The organism is Rhodococcus xishaensis (genome assembly GCF_004011825.1).
Lineage (GTDB): Bacteria > Actinomycetota > Actinomycetes > Mycobacteriales > Mycobacteriaceae > Prescottella > Prescottella xishaensis.
Genome location: NZ_RKLO01000004.1, coordinates 51,579 through 75,268, shown reverse-complemented (window position 1 = coordinate 75,268; position 23,690 = coordinate 51,579). Strand labels below are relative to the sequence as shown.

The following is a 23,690-nucleotide window of genomic DNA, read 5'->3' as shown; positions in this document are numbered from 1 at the left end:
CGCGGATGGGGGTCGACTTCTTTTTCTCACCTTCCTTACCTCACCGCTTGACTGTCCTCTGTGCCTCGTACGGTCACCTACCGGGCTTGGCCGGCGGGTGCGCAGACCGATTCCACGAACCGGCCGACGGTGCGGTCGGGGAGGTGACGAGCAAGGTCGGCCTCGCTGATCATCCCCACCAGTCGGTGCTCGTCGATTACCGGTAGACGACGGACCTGATGATCCTGCATCACTGTGAGGACGTCGTCGATCTTTGCGTCGGCATCGACGTGGTAGATCCGGCCCTGCGCGAGATCACCCACGGTCACTTCCGCGGGATCTGCATTCACAGCAATGCATTTGAGGACGATGTCGCGATCGGTCACGATTCCCTGCAGACGGTCGTCGTCGCCGCAGATCGGGAGCGCACCGACGTCGAGATCCCGCATGCGCTGCGCGGCAGTAGTCAGAGTTTCGTGCTCGCCCACGCAGGTTGCGCCGGTGTGCATGATGTCCCTAGCGGTAGCCATGGTCTCTCCTTTGTATGTGAGCGGGTTGTGCGGTTCGCCGAGCATTCGGGTCCCGGCGGTAGCGCATGCGGACTGATATCGACGCTGGCTATTCGACTTGCGGCACCTACTTTCGGCTCATCTTCTTGACCTCGACGTGCCTTTCCTGGGAGCTCGACGCGGCGAGTGGGATCGAGACCGTCAAGATCCCGTCGCCATAGGTGGCGTCGATGGCGTCCTCGTCCGCCCCCGTCGGCAGCAACATCGAGCGGTAGAAGTTCCCGTACCGGAATTCCGATCGCGTGCCCTCTTCCTTCTTCTCCGCACGCTCGGCCTTGATCGTCAACTGGCCTTCCCGGACACTGATGTCCACGTCCTTGGCTGGATCCACTCCTGGCAGTTCCGCCCGGACGGTGTAGCGGTCGGCATCGAGATGTTCCTCGACGCGAATCATGTGCCCTTCCACCGATGTCCAGGGCGGCATCGATTCGAACCGGGCCACCAGGTCTGACCAGTCGGGCATCATCGGCCAATTCGGCATGAGAGCCTGCGTCGGTCGGTGCGGTGAGTGAACACTCATGTCTGTCGATCTCCTTTCGAGGGAGAATAGGTCTCGATTCCTCGCCTCCCCTGGCCTACCGCGAGCTGCGCATCGATTCGGCGATCCCGCGTCATGGGAGGGCGGACAGCGCAAGAGGCGACACCGCCGAGCTTGGCGACACCGCAGAGCTTGCCCGTCATGCGGCACCCACTACCTATCGTCCCCGCGGTCAGCGAGGCCGCAAACAGGCTCCGATCACGCGAAACTTGGTATCGGAGTGGGTGGAATTCGCAATTGCCAATGCTACTCACCGTGCGTGGGGTGTCAACGACACAACATCACGGTTCCCCGTGGGGTGGTGGGCTTCGGATTGATCGCTATCCATGACGTAATCAACGAGTCATGCTGAGGCATAGCCTATTTCGTACATCACGGTTGAGAGCCAGACTCGGGTCGGTGGTGTAGTCGAATGTCTGCCCACACCACGGCTGCACACCTATCGGATCACGCTTCGGCCACAGTCGGAACCGAGAAGCCGGCCCCAAGAATGTTGTTCGGTAGCTACGAACTCCATTGTGTGACACCGAGTCCCTTCTGTGTGACACCGAGTCCCTACTGCGTGACACCGAGTCTCTTCGGGGCCCGCCGTCCGAAAGGCAATGCGCTGTTGCCCCACTCCCTGTCGTCGCGGCGACCTGCTGTCTCAGTCCCTCCGCTGATCACTTCCGAAGACGCGATACTCGTTCCACCCCACGGCATCGCCCGCGCAGGGGAGGATTGAAGACATGACGGAGATCCGGGGCCTCGGATACCTCAGGATTCAGAGTCGGCACGTGGCTCGCTGGCGTGAGCTCGTCGTCGACGGCCTGGGCATGGCGATCGGTTCGGGACCCGATCCGGACGGGCTCTATCTGCGAATCGACGAGCGGCCTGCCCGCCTCATCGTCCTGCCGGGCGATTCGGACAGGGCAGTGGCGGTCGGCTGGGAGGTGCGGGACGAGTTCGCTCTACGCCGCGTTCGCGAGGCCGTCGAGGGCGCCGGTATCACGGTCGACGAGTTGTCCGTGGAGGGGGCCGACTACCGCGGGGCCGAGAAGGTCATCGCGTTCGACGATCCGGTGGGCACCCGCCTCGAGGTCTTCTCCGGCGCCGTTCTCGACCACAGCCCGCTCGTCACGCCGTACGGCGGCCGCTGGGTCACCGCCGAGCAGGGCCTCGGTCACCTCGTGCTGCCGACCGCGAAGTTCGCGGAGTCTTACTCCTTCTACACCGAGGTGCTCGGCTTCATGCCCCGGGGTGCCTTGCGGTTGCCGGACGGGGTCTCGCGCGTCCGCTTCCTCGGCGTCAACCGGCGTCACCACAGCCTTGCGCTGTGTCCGGCGCCGCCGACCGAGCAGCCCGGCTTGATCCATCTGATGACGGAGGTCGACACCCTCGACACCGTCGGTCAGGCGCTCGACCGTGTCACCAAGCTCGGCTTCACGATCTCCTCGACCCTCGGACGCCACACGAACGACAAGATGGTGTCGTTCTACGTGCGCGCTCCAGGAGGCTGGGATCTCGAGTTCGGTACCGACGGCATGTTGGTCGACGAGACCTACTACACGGCCGAGGAAATCACCGCTGACAGCTACTGGGGCCACGACTGGTCTGCATCGGAGCCGTTGGAGGCATTCGTCCCGAAGGACTGATCGTCGGAAGACGACATGTGCCCCGGGCCCAGGAAACCGGGCCTTACCTGCCACTGACCGGGGCTACACTCCGGCGCATGGCGGACGTCCGTGTGGGCATCTCCGGGTGGACGTATCCGGGGTGGCGCGGCGACTTCTTCCCGGAGGGACTCGTCCACCGCGAGGAGCTGCGGTACGCCGCCGAGCACGTGACGTCGATCGAGATCAACGGGTCGTTCTACGCGCTGCAGAAGCCATCGAGCTACGCGAAGTGGCGTGACGAGACCCCCGACGACTTCGTGTTCGCCGTGAAGGGCGGACGCTACATCACCCATGTACGCAGGCTCCTGGACGTCGAGACGCCACTTGCGAACTTCTTCGCGTCGGGGGTGCTGGCGTTGCGCGGCAAGCTCGGCCCGATCCTGTGGCAGCTGCCGCCGAACATGCACTTCGACGCCGAGCGTCTGGATGAGTTCCTGGATCTGCTGCCGGAAACGACGGCGGCCGCGTGCGCCCTCGCCGCGCGTCGCGACGACAAGCTTCCCGACGACCGGGTTCTCGCCGTCACCGACGCCGAACGTCCGATCCGGCACGCGCTGGAGGTGCGGCACGCGAGCTTCGCGGTTCCCGAGACCATGTCGATCGCCCGCAATCACGGTGTCGCCCTTGTCCTCGCCGACACAGCGGGGCGCTACCCGCGCATCGACGAGCAGACGACGGACTTCCGCTACGCGCGGCTGCACGGCGACGCCGAACTGTATGCGAGCGGCTACACCGACGCGGCGCTCGACGACTGGGCCGCGCGGGTCCGGGGATGGTCCACCGAAGGGCAGGACGTCTTCGTCTACTTCGACAACGACATGAAGGGGCGGGCACCGTTCGACGCCATGGCGCTCCTGCACCGACTCGGCGAGGACCGCCGTTCGATGCGGTGAACTTGATGCGGTGAACTTCTTGAATCCGCAATGTGTGGCGACCACAGGTGGTACGACCAATGGGTTGTTCAACATCTGGGTTGTTCGACTTCGCCGGCGAGCGGATCCTTTAGTCCGCCGCGCCTGAGTCCCGAAAGTGAGTTCGACGCATGAGCAATCGCACGTTCGTCATCGGCGTGGGCATGACCAAGTTCGAGAAGATCGAGTCTCGGGACTGGGAGTACCCGGACATGGTGACCGAGGCGGTGGGCTCGGCGCTCGTCGATGCCGGGATCTCGTACGCGCGGGTGCAGCGCGCGGCGGTCGGCTACGTCTTCCAGCCGTCGGCGGCCGGGCAACGCGCACTGTACGAGATCGGTCTGACCGGGATCCCCATCGTCAACGTCAACAACAACTGTGCCACCGGTTCTTCGGCGCTGATGCTGGCTCGTGAGTGGGTGCAGGCCGGCGTCGTCGATGTCGCGCTCGCGGTGGGATTCGAGAAGATGACCAAGACCGCGCTCGCCGGCACCGGGGAGTTACCGAAGGTCACCACCCTCGACGACCACCTGAAGGTGATGACCGCGAAGTACGAGTGGGGTCGTGGCCCCATGACGGCGCAACTGTTCGGGAACGCAGCTCTCGAACACATGGAGCGTTACGGCACCACCACCGCGCAGATCGCTTCCGTCGCGGTCAAGAACCACAGGCACTCGGTGAACAACCCCTATGCGCAGTTCCGCGACGAGTACACGCTGCAGCAGGTGTTGGACGACAAGATGATCCACCCGCCGCTCACTCGATCGCAGTGCTCGCCCACCTCGGACGGGGCGGGTGCCGCGGTCGTCGTCAGCGAGCGGTTCGTGCGGGAGCACGGGCTCGAGGCCCAGGCCGTCGAGATCGTCGCGCAGGCCCTCACCACCGACACCGCGAAGGCGTTCGCCGACAGGTCGATGGTCGACGTGGTCGGTGCCCCTATGACGCGTGCAGCCGCCAACCAGGTCTTCACCGAATCGGGGCTGACGATCGACGACGTCGATGTGATCGAGCTGCACGACTGTTTCGCGATCAACGAGATCATCACCTACGAAGGCCTCGGATTATGCGAGCCTGGCGAGGGCGGCAAGCTCGCCGAGTCGGGTGCCACCACCTACGGCGGCAGGGTCGTGGTGAACCCGTCGGGCGGCCTGATCTCGAAGGGTCATCCACTCGGGGCAACGGGCCTGGCGCAATGCGCCGAGCTGACGTGGCAGCTGCGAGGTGAGGCCGACGCCCGCCAGGTCGACGGCGCCCGCGTGGGTCTGCAGCACAACCTCGGCCTCGGTGGCGCGTGTGTCGTCACGCTGTATCGGGCCGGGACCATTTCCAAGGGGTCGTAACGGCCCGTCGCACAGGAAGCTCGTCGAGATCCAACTGTCCGAAAGATCCAATAGGGGCCGTCCACCGGCTCCATAGTATCGGCGACATGACTCCTCAGCTGAAGGCGATCGGCCTCGTCACGACGGATCTCGCCGCGTCCCTGCGGTTCTATCGCTTGCTCGGCCTCGGCATCCCTGCCGACGCCGAGACACAGCCGCACGTCGAAGTGGTCGCCGGCGGTATGCACCTGATGTGGGACACCGTTGCGGTGGTGGAATCGTTCGGCGGCCCGTACACCGCGCCGACCGGTGACTCCCGCGTCTCGCTCGCGTTCGAGTGCGGCAGTCCCGATCAGGTGAACGAAGTGTGGGCGCGGCTCGCCCAGGCCGGGCACGGCAGGGTCGAGCCGTTCGACGCCCCGTGGGGGCAGCGCTACGCGACGGTCGCCGATCCGGACGGCAACGGTGTGGATCTGTTCGCGTCGCTGCCGGCTTGACGCAACGCGCCGAATGGGCGGCCCGTGATGCGGCGGGACTCACGGATGAGATGAGCCTGGTCGGCGTAGCCGCACTCGGCGGCTACGACGGCAGACGCGACGCCGCGCGACGCGAGATCCTGCGCCCGCTGCAGGCGCAGGATCCCGGCGAGGGTCTTGGGCCCGTAACCGAAACTGCGGGTCGACAGCCGGTGCAGGGAGCGCACGGACAGTCTCGTGGCGATGGCGACGTCCGCGACCACCGACCCTGTCCGGAGAAGGTGCGCCGCTGCCCCCACGACCGGGTCCGGAGGCCCCATCGCGGTCAGTCGAGATCGGCCGAACGTCTCGAAGGCGTCTGCAACGTCGGCCTGGTCCAGGCCGACGACGCGCGCTGCCTCGCGTCCGCCGATGACGTCGGCGAGCGGAACCCGGAGATTGCGCAAGTGCGCCGCCGGGAGACCCAGCAGATGGGGCAGCAGACCGGGCGGGAACCGCAGCCCGACCTGGGGAGCAGACGACGCGGTGACCGTGAACGGGCGGGTGTCGGGTCCGGCGACCATGACGTCGCCGTCGCGCCACACGAGGTCCATGCAACCGTCGGGAAGAACCTCACCGAAGCTCGTCCGCGCGCTGTGCCAGACGGTGGCCCCGGGGACCACCGATGACGGGTACTCGTTGTACACCGCCAAATTGGAGCACGCGGGGCTGACGAGCTGACACGCGAGCGACACCTGATCCGACTGCTTGTAAACCACAAACGTGTTATCTGATTGCGTCGGTCACACACCCCGGGACCTGGCCGCCGGCGCTGCTACAGTCGCGGAAATGGCACTTGCGATACGCCCCGCGGGTATGCGGATGGTCGTCGCTGTCGCCGCTGCTCTCTATCTGCTAGCTCACACGATCGCCCAGTGTGGAATCTTCTTCGGCGATGACTACGCCGGTGACAACGATCACGTCGCCTCGTCCTCGTCCGCGCTGCTCGCCCAGGAAGTAGCACCTGGGCACGCGCACATCGACGACGGCTCGGCTCCCCTCTCGCACGAGGCTCTCACGGTCGTGGCCATGCCTCGCTCGGACAATCAGCTGCGGACGCTGACCCTCGCCTTAGTCGGCGCGGTCGCGCTCGCTGCGGCCGTCGTGTTTGTGCTCACCGCCTGGACACCCCTGGCCCCGCGTGGCCCACCGTCGCCCGCCCGGCCCGGCCGGACCATCTTGAACGACCTCTGTATCAACAGGTGCTGATCGGCAGCCGGAGGCCCGGGGAGAACTTCTCCGCAGGGCCTGACCGTGCTGCCCATTTCACCCATGCACTGCAACTGATGCAGTCGGATACAGAGATCATTCCCATGAGCAATTCCCTTTCCACCACACTGGTTCCGCCCTCCCCCGCCCACCTGCTGACGACCGCGAACCGCTGTCCCCAACCGAGCACCATGGTCGGCAACACCCCGGTCCTGTGGATCGATCAACCCTTCGCCGACGCCGGTCGCGGCTTCTGGGCGAAACTCGAAGGCGCCAATCCCGGCGGCATGAAGGACCGCCCCGCCCTGCACATGGTCGAACAGGCCAAGGCCCGCGGAGACCTCGCCCCCGGCGCCATGATCATCGAATCCACCAGCGGCACGCTGGGTCTGGGCCTGGCGCTGGCTGGGGTCGTCCACCACCACCCGGTCACCCTCGTCACCGACCCGGGACTCGAACCGATCCTGCACCGGATGCTGTCCGCCTACGGCGCCAACGTGGAACTGGTCACCGACCCGCACCCCACCGGCGGCTGGCAACAGGCCCGGCGCGACAAAGTCGCCGAACTCTTGGACACCCATCCGGGATCGTGGTGCCCGGATCAATACACCAACCCCGACAACGTCGACGCCTACCACTCGCTTGCTGTCGAACTCATCGCCCAACTCGGCCGGGTCGACGTGCTGGTCTGCTCCGTGGGCACCGGAGGACACTCCGCAGGCGTGGCGAGGAAGCTGCGGCAGTTCTGCCCGGATCTGAAGCTGGTCGGGGTGGACACCGTCGGGTCGACGATCTTCGGGCAACCCTCTCGCAACCGCCTCATGCGCGGGCTGGGCTCGAGCATCTACCCCGACAACATCGATTACGCCGCCTTCGACGAGGTGCATTGGGTGGCTCCCCACGAGGCGGTTTGGTCTTGCCGCACCCTGGCGTCCACCCACTACGCCAGTGGGGGCTGGAGTGTGGGGGCGGTGGCGCTCACGGCCGGGTGGATCGCCCGTACAAGCGCACCGGAGACCCGGGTCGCGGCCATCTTCCCAGACGGCCCCCAGCGCTACTTCGACACCGTCTACAACGACGACTACTGCGCCGAGCATGGCCTGCTCGATGACGACCCGCCCACCGAGCCGGCCACCATCGACCACCCGGCCGAACAGGTCGTCCAGTCCTGGACTCGGTGCGCCAACGTCATCAACCCCACCGAGGCCGCTGCATGACCAACCTCGTCGCTCAGTTCCGGAGCTTCGACCGGCCCGCCCAAGTACTGATGGTGAACCAGTTCTCCATCAACGTCGGCTTCTACATGCTGATGCCCTATCTGGCCGGATACCTGGCGGGCCCACTCGGGCTCGCTGCGTGGGCGGTCGGGTTGGTGCTCGGAGTGCGCAACTTCTCCCAGCAGGGCATGTTCCTGGTGGGCGGCACCCTCGCCGACCGGCTCGGGTACAAGCCGCTCATCGTCGCCGGCTGCGTGCTGCGGGTAGGCGGGTTCGCGCTTCTCGCCGCGGTCGAGTCGTTGCCCGCGATCCTGATCGCGTCGGCGGCCACCGGATTCGCCGGCGCCCTGTTCAACCCTGCGGTGCGCGCCTACCTCGCCGCTGACGCTGGTCCGCGCAGGGTGGAAGCGTTCGCTGTTTTCAACGTCTTCTACCAGGCCGGGATTCTGCTCGGACCGCTGATCGGCCTCGCACTGACCGTCCTCGACTTCCGGATCACCGCGTTGGCGGCGGCCGCGGTCTTCGGTGTCTTGACCGTGGTGCAAATCTGGGCGCTGCCGGCCCACCGGGCTGAACCGGTCACCGAGAAGTCCTCGGTGCTCGACGACTGGCGGGTGGTGGCAAAGAACCGGTCCTTCGTGCTCTTTGCGGTTGCGATGATCGGGTCCTACGTGTTGACCTTCCAGGTCTATCTGGCGTTGCCACTGCAGGCAGCGGTGGTGGTCGGCGACGGCCGCTCGGACACGGCGCTGGTGACCTCGCTGTTCGTGGTCTCCGGCATCGTGGCAATCGTCGGCCAGTTGCGAATCACCGCCTGGTTCTCCCGCCGCTGGGGGTCGGGGCGGTCCCTGGTGATCGGCATGATGATCATGGCGGCGGCGTTCGTGCCGCTGATCCTGGTTCCGGGGCCGGCCGGCGGTCCAGCCGCCGCGGGTGCCCTGATCCTGACCGCGGCCTTGCTCGCCGTCGGCACGGCGGCGGTGTTCCCGTTCGAGATGGACACCGTCGTAGCTCTGTCAGGGGGTCGGTTGGTGGCCACCCACTACGGGTTCTACAACACCATCGTCGGGATCGGGATCTTGCTCGGCAACCTCGGCACAGGTGCGGTCTTCGGGTTCCTCAGCGGTGCTCAGCTGGGGTCTCTGATCTGGGTGGCCCTTGCCGGTGTCGGCGTCGCCTGCGTGACCGTTCTGTTCTTCCTCGAGCGGTCCGGAGGGCTGCGCCCGAACCCGGACGGGGCTCTCGACAATCAGGACGCGGAAGAGGTCACAGCCGCTGGCGACGCGGTGGCGTCACGTCCTCGGTAGAAGCCGACCGACCGGCCGCCCACTCGGCTGGACCGATTCGACAGAGGGAGGGGCCCTTCCCGCGATCGCGGGAAGGGCCCCTCTGGTTCCGTGCTCGAATGCCCGGGTGATCAGCTCTCCGGGCCGTCGACCACGCTGCCGTAGTTGCTGCCCGCGCTGCCGCCCCCGGAGCTGCCGGGTGTGATGATCACGCTGCCCACGCTGCCCACACCGCCCGCGCTGCCCAGGCTTCCCGTGGCGCCAGGATCCATGACGGGGAAATCGAACAGTTCGATGAGCGTGGCCACGATGTCAGGGAGGGGGAAGGGCGAGTCGAGGACCGGGAGGCTGGGCTCCGCGGACGACGACGCTGTCGCTGTGGCTGGAGCGACTGCCATCATTGCCGCCGCTCCCGCGGCCACAGCGGCTGCCGCAACCGCCGGCCGCATCCGCGATCGGCGGGTCATCGAGTTGTTCTCCACTGCCATCGTTCGGGCTCCCCTCTGTGGACGTGGAAAGTATCAATTACGGACCTCAGAAGTATGAAATACGACAACGGCGACCTCGGTGGGCAAAACGGGACACATTCACCTTCGTGTTAGCCCCGGAGGTATCCGCAGGTGTCAACGCGGATGGATCTTCATCGGGGGGAGTGAGTCTTCCCTCACAGCCGCCCGCGGCGGCCTACGCCGCGTTGCGGCGACGGAATCCTTCCGTAGGGTTGACGGGGATGACGTACGAAACGGCTGCACTTGAATGGACTGACACCACACGAATGTGGTTGATCGAGCGACCCATCCAAGTCGCGGTCTACGCCGTGCTTGCCTTGGTGCTGCGTTTCGTGCTCCACCGCGTTATCGATCGTGCCACGCGGGATGTACCCGACCGAGAGCCTCGGCTGCTCCGCCCGTTCAAGGAACGGATCCCTGCAGGCGCTCGAGACACCGTCATCGGGCAGCGGCGGTCCCAGCGAGCTCGGACCATCGGGTCGGTGCTGAAGTCGGGCATCTCGATAGTCACGCTCGCCTGGGGCGTGCTGCAGATTCTCACCGTCTTCGACGTCAATGTCGCACCGCTCGTTGCGTCCGCTGGTGTCGTGGGGGTGGCTCTCGGTTTCGGCGCGCAGAATCTGGTGCGAGACTTCCTGACCGGCATGTTCATGCTCCTCGAGGATCAGTACGGGGTGGGCGACATCGTCGACGTCGGTGACGCGGTCGGCACGGTCGAGACCGTCGGGCTGCGTGTCACGACGATCCGCGATCTGAGTGGAACCTTGTGGTACTGCCGGAACGGCGAGATCGCACGGGTAGGCAACATGAGCCAGGGCCATGCTGTCGCGGTGATCGACGTGCCGATCGCGCACAGCGCCTCCGTCCCGAATGCGACCGAAATCGCGCTCACCGCTGCACTCGCCGCAGCCGAGGACGACGCGATCGCCGATTCGGTGCTCGAACCGCCGGAGATGCTGGGCGTCAACGGTGTGACGGCGGAAGCGGTGATGCTGAGACTTACCGTCCGGGTCAAGCCAGGCCGCCAGTGGGCTGTCCGACGGCATATCACCCAGGCGGTGCTCACCGCGTTCGACGAGCACGACATCGCGGCCCCGTTTGCGTTGCTGTCCTCTCTACAGGCGAGCTTGCAGGACTGACCGCAACGGCCGTGATGGTCGACTCAGGAGTTGCCGCGTCGAATTTCCCCAAAGTGCTTCGTCAAGCAAATGCTTGGTTGAGAATAGAGGTCTTTCACCACATCTTCCCAGTTCACGAGACTTTGAGGGCGTACACACATGGGCAAGCTCGACGGCAAGATCGCGCTGATCACGGGCGCTGGACAGGGTATCGGTCAGGGCATCGCGCACGCGCTGGCCAAGGAGGGCGTCGAGATAGCTGTCGTCGGCCGCACCGAGTCCAAGCTCGTCAAGACGGTTGAACAGATCGAGTCATACGGCGGCAGGGCGACAGCAATCCGGTGCGACGTGAGCAACGCCGACGACATCACCGCAGCGGTCGAACGCACCCTCGAGCACTTCGGCGGTATCGACATTCTCGTCAACAATGCCAACGACATTGGCCCGGGCCCGTTGCTGTCGGTCAAGGACGAGGACTTCGAGCGTGGGTTCGCTACCGGCCCCCTCGCGACGCTGCGTCTGATGCGCGCGTGTTACCCCACGATGAAGGAGCGTGGCGGCGGATCGATCATCAACCTGGTGACCTCGGCCGCGGTGCGCTGGGACGCGAGCAACTACGGCGCGTACGCCGCGACCAAGGAGAGCATGCGGGCATTGACGCGAGCCGCCGCCTGCGAATGGGGCGTCGACGGGATCCGCGTCAATGCCATCGCCCCGCATGCCTTGTCGCCGGCCCTCGAATGGTGGATCAACAAGTTCCCGGAGGAGGCCGAGGAGTTCCGGGCCGGTATACCCCTGCGTCGCATCGGTGACGCAGAGTCCGACATCGGGCGCGCCGTCCTCTTCCTCGTCGGCGACGACGCCGGGTACCTCACCGGCGCGACGATTCCGCTTGACGGCGGGCAGTCCCGCTGGGGGTGACGGCCCGCCGTCGCATCACGGGACTGCCCGCCGGCGAGTGGTGGTGACGAGACGTCGACACCAGCCCCGCAACGGCTGTCGGAGGACTGTGGAAGAGTGTCCGATGCTTGAACTTTCGGTAGGTATCAGAATTTTCGGTAGGTATCAGGAGGAACACCATCATGCCGCCCCGCAGCCGTTCCGGGACGCCGGAACACCTAACCGCGGAGAACCTCGAGACGCTGGCCGCGGCCGTGGCTGAAGGCAAGCGCGCCACCGTTTATCTGCGTGAGGCCACCCCCAGCCTCGGTATCGAGGCCGGATGCTCGGCCAAGGTCGTTTCGGTCGAAGGGAAGACGGTCGTCATCCGCCCCAAGGGAGTCAATGACGAACTGCCCTTCGAGGCCGAGGAATTGCGCATGACCCGCATAGCCCCGGAGCCGGTCGCGTCGCCCAAGTCCGCCGCACGCCCAGCGGCGCAACGCAAGCCCACACCTGGGCCGGACGCCGGGGCGTCGGCGCCAACCTCGGCTCCGAAGTCTCCATCGAAGCCTGCCGCGTCCACCTCGGCTCCGAAGTCTCCATCGAAGCCTGCCGCGTCCACCTCGGCTCCGAAGTCTCCGCCGAAGCCTGCCGCGTCGACGCAAGCTGCGATCTCGACGGCGACGCCGAACTCGCGGCGCGGGAAGAAAGCACCGAACGGAGTGAGCGTCACCATCCACGCGGGATCTGACAACGATTGGACGGTCACCGTCGTAAACGGCGCGAAGCGGCCGGGCAAGGGCGTTCCCGTTACCGCGGAAGCGGTCGACCGGGCCGTTCGCGAACTCGGGGAGCCGACTGTTATCGAGGCAGTCCAATCGGTCATCTCGGCGGCCCGAGAGGCTGCGGAGCAGCGAATTGCGACGTTGTCGAAGGAACTCGACGAGGCGCGCCGGGCGCTCGAGGCGCTCGGAGCGACGTCCTAGTAGGCGATTCGGTGACGATCGGATCAAGGGCGCCCAGCGACTGACCGTCCGGTGGGAAAGTTGCGGATAGAGTGTCCCGCCTACTCGACGCTGTTGGCGTCGAGGGCGTGCAGGCAAAGGTGACAGCAGGCATGTGGCGGTGATCGACCGAACGGCACATTCGCATCGCCAACCGGGAGGGGCGACATGCTCAAGCGACTTTCCTTGATCTCCGCAATTTTGGCGCTGATTGTCGCCACTGTCGGGATCGGCACTGCGACCGCTGCACCGCCCAAGACCCCAATGGGCGGCGGATCCGGGATCGTGATCGACGAAAAGTTCGAGTGCACACTCACCACGATTGGACATGACAACGCCGGCAGGCTCGTCGGCATTACGGCCGGGCACTGCGGCGAGGTCGGGTGGCCGGTGATGTCCGAGTCCGATCCTGGCGCCGGTGTCGTCGGCGAGTTCGTGGTGTCCAATTCCGACTACGATTACGGGGTCATCGAGTTCGACCAGTCGAAGGTCGCTCCGGTCGACACCATCGGACGGGTCACCATCGACCGCATCGGGTCGCCTGCCCAGTTCCCGACGGTCGCTTGCAAGCAGGGCCGCACCACCGGCTACACATGTGGCGTCGTCTATGGCGATCTGCTGCAAACCCAGGAGACCTGGACTCAGATGTGCGTGGTCGAGGGCGACTCGGGATCGCCGGTCGTCGTCGGCGACACGCTGGTTGCGATGGTGAACGCCTACCTGGCCATCGCGTGCTTCGGACCTGAGTTGGGGACGAACATTCTCCCGATTCTCAACGACCTCGATGCAGCTGGTGGAGTGGGGGCAGGCTTCACGCCGATCTGACCTGATCGACGCTCCGACGGTGCCGTGTGCAGGTTCATCCGCACACGGCACCGTCGGACGCGGACCCTACGAGTTTGGTGTACTTGGCCAGCACACCGCGGGTGTAGCGGGGAGGCAAGGGCTCCCAATTGCTGCCGCGGGAGGCGAGTTCTTTCTCGTCGACGAGGAGGTCGAGGACGCCGTTCGCGACGTCGAGGCGGATCCTGTCGCCGTCGCGAACGAACGCGATCGGTCCGGCGTCCACCGCCTCCGGCGCCACGTGCCCCACACACAGGCCGGTGGTACCGCCGGAGAACCGGCCGTCGGTGAGTAGCAGCACGTCCTTGCCGAGGCCGGCGCCCTTGATGGCGGCAGTGATCGCCAGCATCTCGCGCATGCCCGGACCGCCCTTGGGACCCTCGTAGCGGATCACGACGACGTCACCGGCGGTGATCGTGCCGTCCTCGAGCGCGTCCATGGCGGCTCGTTCACGATCGAAGACCCTCGCCGTGCCCTCGAACACGGACGAATCGAAGCCGGCGGATTTCACGACCGCGCCTTCCGGCGCCAGGGATCCCTTCAGAATCGTGATGCCGCCGGTCGGGTGGATCGGTGATGAGAGCGCGCGTAGCACCTTGCCGTCCGGGTCTGGTGGCGCGATGTCGGCGAGGTTCTCGGCGAGGGTCCGCCCGGTGACAGTGAGGCAATCGCCGTGCAGCAGGCCGGCGTCCAACAGTGCCCTCATGATCACCGGTACGCCACCGATCCGATCGACGTCGATCATGACGTGTTGGCCGAACGGTTTGACGTCCGCCAGATGGGGGACGCGGGCGCCGATGCGCGAGAAGTCGTCGAGCGAGAGCGGGACCCCCGCCTCACGGGCGATCGCGAGCAGGTGCAGTACCGCGTTGGTGGAACCACCGAACGCCATGACGACGGCGATCGCGTTGTCGAACGCTTCCTTGGTGAGGATATCGGCGGTGGTGATGCCCCGCCTGAGCAACTCCACGACGGCCTCGCCGCTGCGTCGGGCGAATGCGTCGCGGCGTCGGTCGGTGGCGGGGGGAGCGGCGCTGCCGGGCAGGGACATGCCAAGTGCCTCGGCGGCGCACGCCATGGTGTTCGCGGTGTACATGCCGCCGCACGCACCCTCACCTGGGCAGATGGCGCGCTCGATCGCATCGACGTCCTCGCGGCTCATGAGCCCCCGCGAGCAGGCTCCGACGGCCTCGAACGCGTCGATGATCGTGACTTCCTTCTCGGTGCCGTCGGACAGTTTCGCGATGCCCGGCAGGATTGATCCGGCGTAGAGGAACACGTTGGCGAGGTTCAGGCGAGCGGCCGCCATGAGCATGCCCGGCAGTGACTTGTCGCAGCCGGCGAGCAGGATCGATCCGTCGAGGCGTTCGGCCTGCATGACCGTCTCGACGCTGTCGGCGATGACCTCCCTGGACACCAGCGAGAAGTGCATGCCCTCGTGGCCCATCGATATCCCGTCGGACACCGAGATGGTGCCGAACTCGAGCGGATAGCCGCCCGCCGCGAAGACCCCGTCCTTGCATGCCTCCGCGAGTCGGTCCAGCGACAGATTGCACGGGGTGATCTCGTTCCACGACGAGCCGATTCCGATCTGCGGCTTGTCCCAGTCGTCGTCGCTCATGCCGACCGCCCGCAGCATGCCGCGGGCGGCGGTTTTCTCGAGCCCGTCGGTGACGTCTCGGCTGCGGGGCTTGATGTCCGGTTTGTCCTGCGCGGTGGTCACAGCGATGCTCCCAACGATTGACGGTCACGGATGGGTGCCGTGGTCCATGTAACCACTGCGCGGGGGTCAGGGGGAGTGTGGATTGTCAACTGATGCGCTCAGCGCGCTCTGCATGGTTGTGCTGTTCCCTGATCGGGAGGCACCAGCCGGGTCCTGCCAGGTAGCTTGGCCGGGCTGATCTGGCGCACCGCGCTGGGCCGATATGGCGCACCGCGCTGGGCCGATATGGCGCACCGCGCCGTGGGAATACCGTTGGCTCTCTTGCGTTGCACCACGAGTCTGCATTGCCGAATTTAAGGATCTTCCATGACGCGAGTGTTGTTCGTTGTCACCGCAGCCGACCACTGGACGTTGGCCGACGGAACGGCCCATCCGACCGGGTACTGGGCGGAGGAGCTCGTCGAATCCCACCGTGTATTCGAGGAGGCGGGGTATGACGTGGTGATCACGACTCCTGGAGGCAAGGCGCCGGTGGTCGATCAGACGAGTCTGGCAGCGGAAGTGAATGGGAGTGAGGAGCGTGCCGAGGAGTTGAGGGAGTACCTCGCCCGGCTGAAGCCGGGTCTCGATTCCCCCGCGGTCCTCGAGGACGCCGACGTCAAGGACTTCGACTTGGTTTTCGTGCCCGGCGGCCACGGTCCGATGGAGGATCTGGCGGTCTCCGAGTCGTTCGGTGAACTGCTCGTCGAGTTCTACACCGCGGGGAAAGTGATCTCCGCCGTCTGTCACGCGTCCGCCGCACTCTTGCCGGCCAAGAAGGCCGACGGTTCTTGGATCTTCGACGGCTACGAGCTCACCGGGTTCACGAACGAGGAAGAGACGCAGGCCGGTCTCGCCGACAAGGCCGCTTGGCTTCTCGAAGACCGTTTGCGTGAGCAGGGGGCGGCCTTCGATGCGGCTGCTGCCTGGGCTCCGCACGTGGTCGTAGACCGCAAGCTGTACACCGGCCAGAATCCGGCGTCGTCGCGGCCGCTGGCCGAACGCATTGTCGCCGACCTGTAGACGCTAGTTCGTCATCACTCCGGAGGTGGCTGTCACCGCTGTGGAGGCGGCTGCACGGCGGGCGCGGTGACGTCGCAGCGCGGTTTGCACGCGACGGTCTCACCGAGCGTTTCCTCCAGCGCCTTCTCGGGTTGGGGTTCCCCGGGCCGGGGCTTCGCGGTCCGGGGAATCATGACGAGGGAGATCGCCGCGCCGGCCACGAGCAGTCCCGCACAGATGCCCATCGCGATCCGGAAACCGGATGCGAACGAGGTGGGGTCCGCGAGCGCGCCCGTCCCGATTCCGGCCAGTGCCGGCAGCGCGGCCACGGCGAGCAACTGGCTCGTCCGGGCCACGGCGTTGTTGACGCCGGACGCGATGCCGGCCTGGTCGGTGGACACCGACCCGAGCACGGCAACCGTCAGGGGCGCGACGAGCGTGGAGAGTCCGAGCCCGAATACCAGAACGGCAGGCAGGACCTCCGTCAGGTAGGGAGCGTCGGGGCCGATCCGCAGCATGAGCAGCAGACCGGCGGCAGCCAAGAGTGGCCCGACGGACATCGGTACAAGCGGTCCGTGGACTTGGGCCCACCGTCCTGCTCGCGACGACAGCAGCAGCATCAAGATCGTGATCGGCAGCGACGACATCCCCGCGGCGAGCGGAGAGTAGCCGGACACGATCTGTAGCTGCAGCATGAGCAGGAAGAACACACCGCCAAGGGCTGCGTACACGGCGAGGGTGACGAGGTTTGCCGCGACGAAGACCCGTGACGCGAAAAGCGAACTCGGTACCAGGGCATACGGAGATCTCCGCTCGACCAGCACGAACGCAAGCATCAGCACGGCACCGGCGATCGCCGTCCACGTGACCTTCTCGATCAGCCCGTAGGTGAGTGCACCCAGGCCAACAGCGGCGAGCGCTGACCCGGGAATATCGAGTCGCTCCGGCGGGTGTGGATCGCGCGTCTCGGGCACGTGCCGGGCCGCCACCCACACGACCGCGACAGCGAGTGGCAGGTTGATGAAGAACACCGAGCGCCACCCCGCGAAGTCCACGAGCCAACCACCAAGCATGGGTCCAACGGCCGCCGCAACTCCGCCGAGACCGGACCACAGCCCGATGGCCGCACCCCGATCGTCTTCGTCGAACGACGCGGAGATGATCGCGAGGCTCCCGGGTGTGAGCAGGGCTGCACCGACGCCCTGCAACACGCGCGCGGCGATGAGGACGTTCACGGTCGGTGCGAATGCGCACAAGGCGGACGCGATCGCGAACCACACCGTTCCCCAGACGAATACGCGTCGTCGGCCCAACCGGTCACCGAGCGCACCGCCGAGGAGGATGAACGACGCCAGGGTCAGCGTGTAACCACTCAGCGTCCACTGCAGGCCCGACACCTCGGCACCGAGATCACTGCCGATGCGGGGCAGCGCGACGTTGACGACAGTGCCATCGAGCATCGCGAGCGACGAACCCAGGACCGTCGCAGCCACGACCCACCGGCCACGTGGCGAGCTCAACGCGAGCGCTGAAGCGGTCATGTCATAAATCGTGCGCGCAACCGGCCACTTAGGCAAAGTTGGTTTGTCCGAATCGAGCTGTCTTGGTTATGTCTGTTGAATCAGAACGCATTCTCTCCGTGGTAAGACACCGAAAAGGCAAGCACTACCGAATAGCGATCACCAGGGAGAAGAGATGGCTCATATCCTCGGCCCCGTTGAGTCATCACATCGAGCTTGGCAGGCCAAATGGTCTTCTACGAGGTGCTTGCGCAGGGGTCGACATGCTGCGCCAGATCGCCCAAGAATCGTGACTGCGCCGCGCTGCTGGGCGTCGTGCTCAGGTACGTTCGAGAGCGTCGTCTCCCCTGGCGAGGAGACCGTGAGCTGACCCGATGGGTCGAAGTAAGGATCTCCGGATGCCTGATTTCAAGCCCTATTTCAAGCAAGTGCAGTCCCACTATGACCTGGCCGATGACTTCTTCCAGCTGTTCCTCGATCCGAGCATGACCTACAGCTGCGCTTACTTCGAGCGTGAGGACATGACACTCGAGCAAGCGCAGCTGGCCAAGATCGATCTCTCGCTCGGCAAGTGCGACCTGCATCCGGGCATGACGTTGCTGGACATCGGCTGCGGCTGGGGCTCGACGATGCTGCGTGCTCTCGAGAAATACGATGTCAACGTCATCGGCCTCACCCTCAGCGAAAACCAGTACCGGCACACAAAGAGCCTCCTCCGCTCCAACCCGCGCGCTCCGCGGACCGCGGAGGTCCGACTGCAGGGCTGGGAGGAATTCCACGAGCCCGTGGACCGCATCATCAGCATCGGCGCATTCGAGCACTTCCGGCGCCACCGGTACGACACGTTCTTCGGCAGGTGCCGGGACCTCCTTCCCCCGGATGGGCGCATGTTGCTGCACTCGATCGTCGCCTACCAGCGAGGATCCCTCGAGAAGATGGGCATCCCCGTCACCGAGGACTACATTCGCTTCGCCGTTTTCATCGTTCGAGAGATTTTTCGCGGTGGTCAGCTACCCGAACCGCAATGGGTTACCGCCCCGGCCGAGCGAGCGGGGTTCGCTGTCGATCGGATTCAGCCCCTGCAGCCGCACTATGCCCGCACATTGGACCTGTGGGCCGCCGCGCTCGCTGCCCATCATGACGACGCCGTCCGGATCGCCTCGGAAGAGACCTATGAGCGGTACATGAAATACCTGACGGGCTCTGCGGAACAGTTCCGCAGCGGACGTGTCGACGTTATGCAGTTCTCCCTGGTCAAGAAGGGGTCGGCGTAAGCCGCGACATCCTCGAGTCGTTGCCGGGTCACGCGAACATAACTCGTAGAGGTTCGGGTGCCGGGGAGCGAAATCGACTGTCCCGCAGAATCTCTGCCGAGGTGAATTTGCGTTCTCCGTGAGCGCCGTGCGCTTGACGGACGCGTAGTCCAGACCGCTTGCTGTCGGTGCCGCAGGCGACTACGTCGGGATCTGGGCCGTAGCCTGTCCGGGCCCGGCTGCCCCGGGGAGGGTGACAGTGCCCCACCGTCTTCGAAGACGGTGGGGCACTGTTGTACGGGACTACTTGTAGCTGTAGAAGCCCTGGCCGGTCTTGCGGCCGAGATGCCCGGCGTCGACCTTGCGGCGGAGCAGGGCCGGCGGCGAGTAGTGCGGTTGACCGAACTCGGCGTGCAGCGACTCGGCGGCCGCGAGCGCGACGTCGAGGCCGACGGTGTCGAGCAGCGTCAACGGCCCCATGGGGTAGCCGCACCCGCCCTTCATGGCCTCGTCGATGTCCTCGGCCGTCGCATACCCGGACTCGAGCATCCGGACCGCGTCGCACAGGTAGGGGATGAGCAGCGCGTTGACAATGAAGCCGGCGCGGTCGCCGGCACGGACGGCCTTCTTGCCGAGGGTCTCACGCGCGTAGTCGGTGACGGCCTTGACCGTCTCCTCCGACGTGACCAGGCTGACCACGATCTCCACCAGCGGCATGACCGGCACCGGGTTGAAGAAGTGGACACCAACGACCTGCGACGGACGCTGGGTCGCGTTCGCGATCTTGATGACCGGGATCGACGACGTGTTGGTCGCCAGGATCCCGGACGGCTTCACGATCTTGTCGAGCCGGCCGAAGATGTCTGCCTTGAGCGCCTCGATCTCCGGAGCGGCCTCGATGACCAGGTCGCGGTCGGCAAACTCATTGATATCGAGGGTCACGCGAACACGGGCGACGGCGGCGTCCGCCTCCTCCTGCGTGATCTTGCCGCGGGCGACGCCCTTGCCGATCGAATTAGCGATGCGCGCCTGTGCGGCGTCGGCGAACTCCTGCGTGGTCTCGAGGACCAGGACGTCGCTTCCGGCCTTGGCACACACCTCAGCGATGCCGGCACCCATCGTGCCGCCACCGATCACGCCAACTAGCTCCACGGTGATTCTCCACTGTCGTCTCTTCACCTCGCCTGTCGGGCGAAGTGCTGTCTTTGGTCAGATTTCTACTCGAGCAGGACTGCTGTGCAGGATTACTTCAGGAGCGCCCGCGACATGACTACGCGCTGGATCTGGTTGGTGCCCTCGTAGATCTGGGTGATCTTGGCGTCACGCATCATGCGCTCCACCGGGAAGTCCGTGGTGTAGCCGGCGCCGCCGAACAGCTGGACAGCGTTGGTTGTGACCTCCATCGCGACGTCCGAGGCCAGGCACTTCGCAGCGGCGGAGATGAAGCCGAGGTTCTTCTCGCCGCGCTCGGCGCGAGCTGCGGCCGTGTAGACCATGAGGCGGGCCGACTCGATCTTCATCGCCATGTCGGCGAGCATGAACTGGGTGTTCTGGAACTCGGCGATCGACTTGCCGAACTGCTTGCGGTCCTTGGTGTAGGCGACGGCCGCGTCGAACGCGCCCTGCGCAAGACCGAGTGCCTGGGCACCGATGGTGGGGCGGGTGTGGTCGAGGGTCTCGAGGGCGGTCTTGAAGCCGGTGCCGGGCGCGCCGATGATGCGGTCGCCCGGGATGCGGCAGTTCTCGAAGTACAGTTCGGCGGTCGGGGAGCCCTTGATGCCGAGCTTGTGCTCGAGCGGACCGACGATGAAGCCCTCGTCGTCCTTGTGGACCATGAACGCGGAGATGCCGTTGGCGCCCTTGTCGGGGTCGGTCACGGCCATGACGGTGTACCAAGTGGAACGGCCGCCGTTGGTGATCCAGCACTTGGAACCGTTCAAGATCCAGTCGTCACCGTCGGCCTTCGCGCGGGTGCGCATGCTCGCGGCGTCGGAGCCGGCCTCGCGCTCGGAGAGCGCGTACGACGCCATCGCGCCACCGGCGATCTCGGGCAGCACCTTCTTCTTCAAGTCCTCGGAACCGTTGAGGATGAGTCCCATCGTCCCGAGCTTGTTGACGGCTGGGATGAGCGAGGACGAACCGCACACGCGAGCGACTTCCTCGATCACGATGCATGCGGCGACCGAGTCCGCGCCCTGGCCGTCGTACGCCTCGGGCACGTGGATGGCGTTGAAGCCCGATGCAAGGAGTGCCGACAGAGCCTCTTCGGGGAACCGCGCCTGCTCGTCGACATCCTTCGCGTGCGGCGCGATCTCCTTCTCCGAGAGTGCGCGGATCGCGGCCCGCAGCTCTTCGTGCTCCTCATTCAGTTGGAAGAGGGGGAAATCGGGGTTGCCGGCCATGGAAACGCTCCTCGGGTGTACGCGACGGTCAAGTGTTTTGCAAACGGTCTGATGACAGCAAGTTCTAGGCACTCAGTGCCACCGAATTCGGTCGTGCACCAGTGTACCTGCGCGGCATGTTTCCGCCGCTTGTGCATGCCAGTTCGCGAACAGTCCCAATAAGGCGAGGCACTAAGTGCCGGTCATGGATCGGGTTGGTCGAACGCCTCGAGCTGCGTGCGCACCCTCCGGACCACCTCGTCCACGGGTGTTCCGGCCGGGTAGGTCACGACCGCCACGGCTGAGCTGCCCGGTGCCGCGGCCGGGGCCTCTCGAGCGGCCACCCCGAACCTGCGTCGGATCTCGACCAGGGTCCGCTCGAGTTCGGTCGGCGTCGCGCTCTCGTCGCCGCGGATCATCGCGCGCAGCAGGTAGTTGTGGCACGCCGTCACGGAGGCGGCGAAACCTACGATGTCCAGGGCTTTGGCCGACGGCACCGCACTCCGCAGATAGTCGGTGAACAGTCGCTCGTAGCGGTATCCGGTGACCAATTCGCGGTCACGCAGCGCCGGCACCCGCTGGACCACCTGGTACCGCCGCACCGACAGTTCACGGTTCTCCCGAAAGCGGTCGAACACCAGATGGGCGGCCGCGCACACCGCCTCCCACGGCTCCTGGGTCGCGGTCGCGAGGTACGCCGACGCCTGTTCGAGCAGCGACTCGTGATCGGCGAAGATCACGTCCTCTTTTGACCGGAACTGTCGGAAGAACGTGCGTCGCGAGACCCCGGCAGCCGCCGCGATTTCGTCGACGGTCGTCGCCTCGTAGCCGCGTTCGGCGAACAGGCGGATGGCTTGCGTCGCGACATGTACCCGGAAGTCCGCCGCATCGCCGTTGCTGTCGGGCCCGATCCCCTCGGCTCGCTCACTCATCGGGCACCGCCCGGGAAGCCCCCGGCTTCAGCCGTGGGGAGGGAGGGCGGTCAGGTTGTGCGTCCAACATGCGGCTGCTCCTGTTCTGTCGGTGGGGTCGGCTAGGTTTCCGGTCGTGGGGGCAGAGGTGGTGCGGTACACGTATCGGCTGCGCCCCGGCGCGGGGGCCGAGCGGGCGTTGCTCGACGAGTGGCATCGCTGCCGGTTCCTGTGGAACAAGGCCGTCCACCACCACAAGTCCGGGCAGAGGCCGACGTTCGGGAAGCTGTCGAGACTCCTCACCGCCGCCCGCAGCTCGAACACGTGGCTGCGGTCGGGTTCCCAGGTCGCCCAGCAGCAGACGCTCCGCACCTACGGCCTGGCCCTGGACCACTCGTTCACGGTGAAGGGCCGTGGCCGGCCGGCGTTCAAGGCTCGGAAGAAGACGCTGCCGTCGCTCGAATACACCACCCGTGGGTTCTCGATCCGGGACCGATGCTTGGTGCTGCCGAAGGGGGTGAGCGTGCCGGTGGTGTGGTCGCGGGAGCTGCCGTCCGCGCCCACTTCGGTCCGGGTGTACCGGGACAGTCTGGGGCACTGGTACGCCTCGTTCGTCGTACGCCGTGAAGCCCGAACCGCTCCGGACGTGGACGGCGGAATCGGTGTCGACTGGGGTGTCACGACCACGGCGACCACCACCGACGCACACCACGACCTGCCGTATCTCGGCCACCGGAGACGGTGCGCCGCCGAGCTGGCGAAGGCGCAACGCCGCATGGCGCGCCGCCACCGCAAGGGTGGCCCGCCGTCGAACGGCTACCGGCGTGCCCGCAGGCAGGCCGCGAAGCTCCACAAGAAAGCGGCCCGGCAGAACCGGCACGATTCGCGCGTCTGGGCCAAGAAGGTCGTCGACAACCATCAGTTGATCGCGGTGGAGGACTTCACACCGAAGTTCCTGGCCCGTTCGACGATGGCCCGCAAGGCCGCCGACGCGGCCATCGGGGCGGCGAAACGAGAACTGATCGACCGCGGCAGGCGGGCCGGCCGGAAGGTGGTGATCGTCGCGCCCGCGTACACGACGATGACGTGCTCGAGTTGCTTCGCGAGAGCCAAGCAGCGACTCGGACTCGACGAACGCACCTTCCGGTGCCAGACCTGCGGACACACCGGTGGTCGGGACCGGAACGCCGCCAGAGTGATCCTGGCTGTGGCAGAACGGGGCCACACCAGCGTCGACGACGTCAGACATGCGCGGCCTTCCCCCGGGTCGGTTGTGTGTGCGGTCTGAGTTGGAAATCCCCCGGCTTCGGCCGTGGGGAACCGTTAGGGGTGTCAGTATCCACGCCCCACGCCCCGCCCGATCCCGC

At 66.1% G+C, this 23,690-nt stretch carries 23 protein-coding genes; 14 read left to right on the top strand and 9 right to left on the bottom strand.

Features of this window, described 5'->3' with window-relative positions; translation table 11 throughout:
- Positions 1 to 77: 77 nt before the first annotated feature.
- On the bottom strand, positions 78 to 509 hold the full coding sequence (locus tag EGT50_RS10440) for a CBS domain-containing protein (RefSeq protein WP_127954105.1): 432 nt from the start codon (positions 507 to 509) through the stop codon (positions 78 to 80).
- Positions 510 to 615: 106 nt separating this feature from the next.
- Positions 616 to 1,068: an Hsp20/alpha crystallin family protein gene (locus tag EGT50_RS10435; protein WP_127954102.1), complete on the bottom strand. Its 453-nt coding sequence runs from the start codon at positions 1,066 to 1,068 to the stop codon at positions 616 to 618.
- 746 nt (positions 1,069 to 1,814) lie between these two features.
- Here EGT50_RS10435 and EGT50_RS10430 point away from each other — a divergent pair.
- The 4 genes from EGT50_RS10430 (at position 1,815) to EGT50_RS10415 (ending at position 5,468) form a co-directional block, all read left to right on the top strand.
- The gene (locus tag EGT50_RS10430) at positions 1,815 to 2,720 is read left to right on the top strand and encodes a VOC family protein (RefSeq protein ID WP_127954099.1); all 906 of its coding nucleotides are present in this window, start codon (positions 1,815 to 1,817) and stop codon (positions 2,718 to 2,720) included.
- 77 nt (positions 2,721 to 2,797) lie between these two features.
- On the top strand, positions 2,798 to 3,634 hold the full coding sequence (locus EGT50_RS10425; protein ID WP_127954095.1) for a DUF72 domain-containing protein: 837 nt from the start codon (positions 2,798 to 2,800) through the stop codon (positions 3,632 to 3,634).
- A gap of 149 nt (positions 3,635 to 3,783) precedes the next feature.
- The gene (locus EGT50_RS10420; RefSeq protein ID WP_127954092.1) at positions 3,784 to 4,992 is read left to right on the top strand and encodes a lipid-transfer protein; all 1,209 of its coding nucleotides are present in this window, start codon (positions 3,784 to 3,786) and stop codon (positions 4,990 to 4,992) included.
- An 86-nt stretch (positions 4,993 to 5,078) separates the two neighbouring features.
- Positions 5,079 to 5,468 (top strand): VOC family protein, encoded by a 390-nt coding sequence (locus EGT50_RS10415; protein WP_127954089.1) that lies wholly within the window; start codon positions 5,079 to 5,081, stop codon positions 5,466 to 5,468.
- Here the strand turns inward: EGT50_RS10415 and EGT50_RS10410 are convergent.
- The gene (locus EGT50_RS10410) at positions 5,405 to 6,205 is read right to left on the bottom strand and encodes a helix-turn-helix domain-containing protein (RefSeq protein ID WP_235870687.1); all 801 of its coding nucleotides are present in this window, start codon (positions 6,203 to 6,205) and stop codon (positions 5,405 to 5,407) included. The genes EGT50_RS10415 and EGT50_RS10410 overlap by 64 nt on opposite strands.
- Positions 6,206 to 6,275: 70 nt before the next feature.
- Here EGT50_RS10410 and lpqS point away from each other — a divergent pair, with 70 nt between their 5' ends.
- From lpqS to EGT50_RS10395, 3 genes are all read left to right on the top strand, one after another.
- Positions 6,276 to 6,695: a putative copper homeostasis (lipo)protein LpqS gene (gene lpqS, locus EGT50_RS10405; protein ID WP_235870686.1), complete on the top strand. Its 420-nt coding sequence runs from the start codon at positions 6,276 to 6,278 to the stop codon at positions 6,693 to 6,695.
- Positions 6,696 to 6,799: 104 nt separating this feature from the next.
- Positions 6,800 to 7,912: a PLP-dependent cysteine synthase family protein gene (locus EGT50_RS10400; protein ID WP_127954086.1), complete on the top strand. Its 1,113-nt coding sequence runs from the start codon at positions 6,800 to 6,802 to the stop codon at positions 7,910 to 7,912.
- On the top strand, positions 7,909 to 9,219 hold the full coding sequence (locus tag EGT50_RS10395) for an MFS transporter (protein WP_127954083.1): 1,311 nt from the start codon (positions 7,909 to 7,911) through the stop codon (positions 9,217 to 9,219). Before EGT50_RS10400 ends, EGT50_RS10395 begins: the two co-directional genes overlap by 4 nt.
- Before the next feature lie 110 nt (positions 9,220 to 9,329).
- Here the strand turns inward: EGT50_RS10395 and EGT50_RS10390 are convergent, their stop codons facing one another.
- Positions 9,330 to 9,686, bottom strand: coding sequence for a hypothetical protein (locus EGT50_RS10390; protein WP_127954080.1), 357 nt, complete (start codon positions 9,684 to 9,686; stop codon positions 9,330 to 9,332).
- Between the two features lie 242 nt (positions 9,687 to 9,928).
- Between EGT50_RS10390 and EGT50_RS10385 the strand changes: the two genes are divergently transcribed.
- The 4 genes from EGT50_RS10385 to EGT50_RS10370 all read left to right on the top strand — a co-directional run bounded on the left by EGT50_RS10385 (position 9,929) and on the right by EGT50_RS10370 (position 13,536).
- Complete coding sequence (locus tag EGT50_RS10385; RefSeq protein ID WP_127954078.1) at positions 9,929 to 10,846, top strand: mechanosensitive ion channel family protein; 918 nt, start codon at positions 9,929 to 9,931, stop codon at positions 10,844 to 10,846.
- Between the two features lie 138 nt (positions 10,847 to 10,984).
- Positions 10,985 to 11,746 carry an SDR family NAD(P)-dependent oxidoreductase gene (locus EGT50_RS10380; protein ID WP_127954075.1) on the top strand — a complete coding sequence of 254 codons (762 nt, stop codon included), beginning with the start codon at positions 10,985 to 10,987 and terminating at the stop codon, positions 11,744 to 11,746.
- 161 nt (positions 11,747 to 11,907) lie between these two features.
- The gene (locus EGT50_RS10375) at positions 11,908 to 12,693 is read left to right on the top strand and encodes a translation initiation factor (RefSeq protein WP_127954072.1); all 786 of its coding nucleotides are present in this window, start codon (positions 11,908 to 11,910) and stop codon (positions 12,691 to 12,693) included.
- 186 nt (positions 12,694 to 12,879) lie between these two features.
- A complete protein-coding gene (locus tag EGT50_RS10370; protein ID WP_127954069.1) occupies positions 12,880 to 13,536 on the top strand; it encodes a chymotrypsin family serine protease in 657 nt (218 codons plus the stop codon).
- Between the two features lie 34 nt (positions 13,537 to 13,570).
- Here the strand turns inward: EGT50_RS10370 and ilvD are convergent, their stop codons facing one another.
- Entirely contained in the window at positions 13,571 to 15,277 is a 1,707-nt protein-coding gene (ilvD, locus tag EGT50_RS10365) for a dihydroxy-acid dehydratase (protein ID WP_127954065.1), read from the bottom strand.
- Between the two features lie 306 nt (positions 15,278 to 15,583).
- Here ilvD and EGT50_RS10360 point away from each other — a divergent pair, with 306 nt between their 5' ends.
- Complete coding sequence (locus EGT50_RS10360) at positions 15,584 to 16,279, top strand: type 1 glutamine amidotransferase domain-containing protein (RefSeq protein ID WP_127954062.1); 696 nt, start codon at positions 15,584 to 15,586, stop codon at positions 16,277 to 16,279.
- A 32-nt stretch (positions 16,280 to 16,311) separates the two neighbouring features.
- On the opposite strand, the gene EGT50_RS10355 is transcribed toward EGT50_RS10360, so the two are convergent.
- On the bottom strand, positions 16,312 to 17,799 hold the full coding sequence (locus EGT50_RS10355) for an MFS transporter (protein ID WP_127954059.1): 1,488 nt from the start codon (positions 17,797 to 17,799) through the stop codon (positions 16,312 to 16,314).
- A gap of 377 nt (positions 17,800 to 18,176) precedes the next feature.
- On the opposite strand from EGT50_RS10355, the gene EGT50_RS10350 reads away from it, so the two are divergent.
- Complete coding sequence (locus EGT50_RS10350) at positions 18,177 to 19,052, top strand: cyclopropane mycolic acid synthase family methyltransferase (protein WP_127954056.1); 876 nt, start codon at positions 18,177 to 18,179, stop codon at positions 19,050 to 19,052.
- 282 nt (positions 19,053 to 19,334) lie between these two features.
- Here EGT50_RS10350 and EGT50_RS10345 read toward each other — a convergent pair whose 3' ends face one another.
- From EGT50_RS10345 to EGT50_RS10335, 3 genes are all read right to left on the bottom strand, one after another.
- Entirely contained in the window at positions 19,335 to 20,183 is an 849-nt protein-coding gene (locus EGT50_RS10345) for a 3-hydroxybutyryl-CoA dehydrogenase (RefSeq protein WP_127954053.1), read from the bottom strand.
- Positions 20,184 to 20,275: 92 nt separating this feature from the next.
- Positions 20,276 to 21,433, bottom strand: a complete 1,158-nt coding sequence (locus tag EGT50_RS10340; protein WP_127954049.1) for an acyl-CoA dehydrogenase — start codon at positions 21,431 to 21,433, stop codon at positions 20,276 to 20,278.
- Between the two features lie 182 nt (positions 21,434 to 21,615).
- The gene (locus EGT50_RS10335) at positions 21,616 to 22,344 is read right to left on the bottom strand and encodes a TetR family transcriptional regulator (protein WP_127954046.1); all 729 of its coding nucleotides are present in this window, start codon (positions 22,342 to 22,344) and stop codon (positions 21,616 to 21,618) included.
- Between the two features lie 115 nt (positions 22,345 to 22,459).
- Between EGT50_RS10335 and EGT50_RS10330 the strand changes: the two genes are divergently transcribed.
- On the top strand, positions 22,460 to 23,611 hold the full coding sequence (locus EGT50_RS10330; RefSeq protein WP_127954043.1) for an RNA-guided endonuclease InsQ/TnpB family protein: 1,152 nt from the start codon (positions 22,460 to 22,462) through the stop codon (positions 23,609 to 23,611).
- Positions 23,612 to 23,690 lie beyond the last annotated feature (79 nt).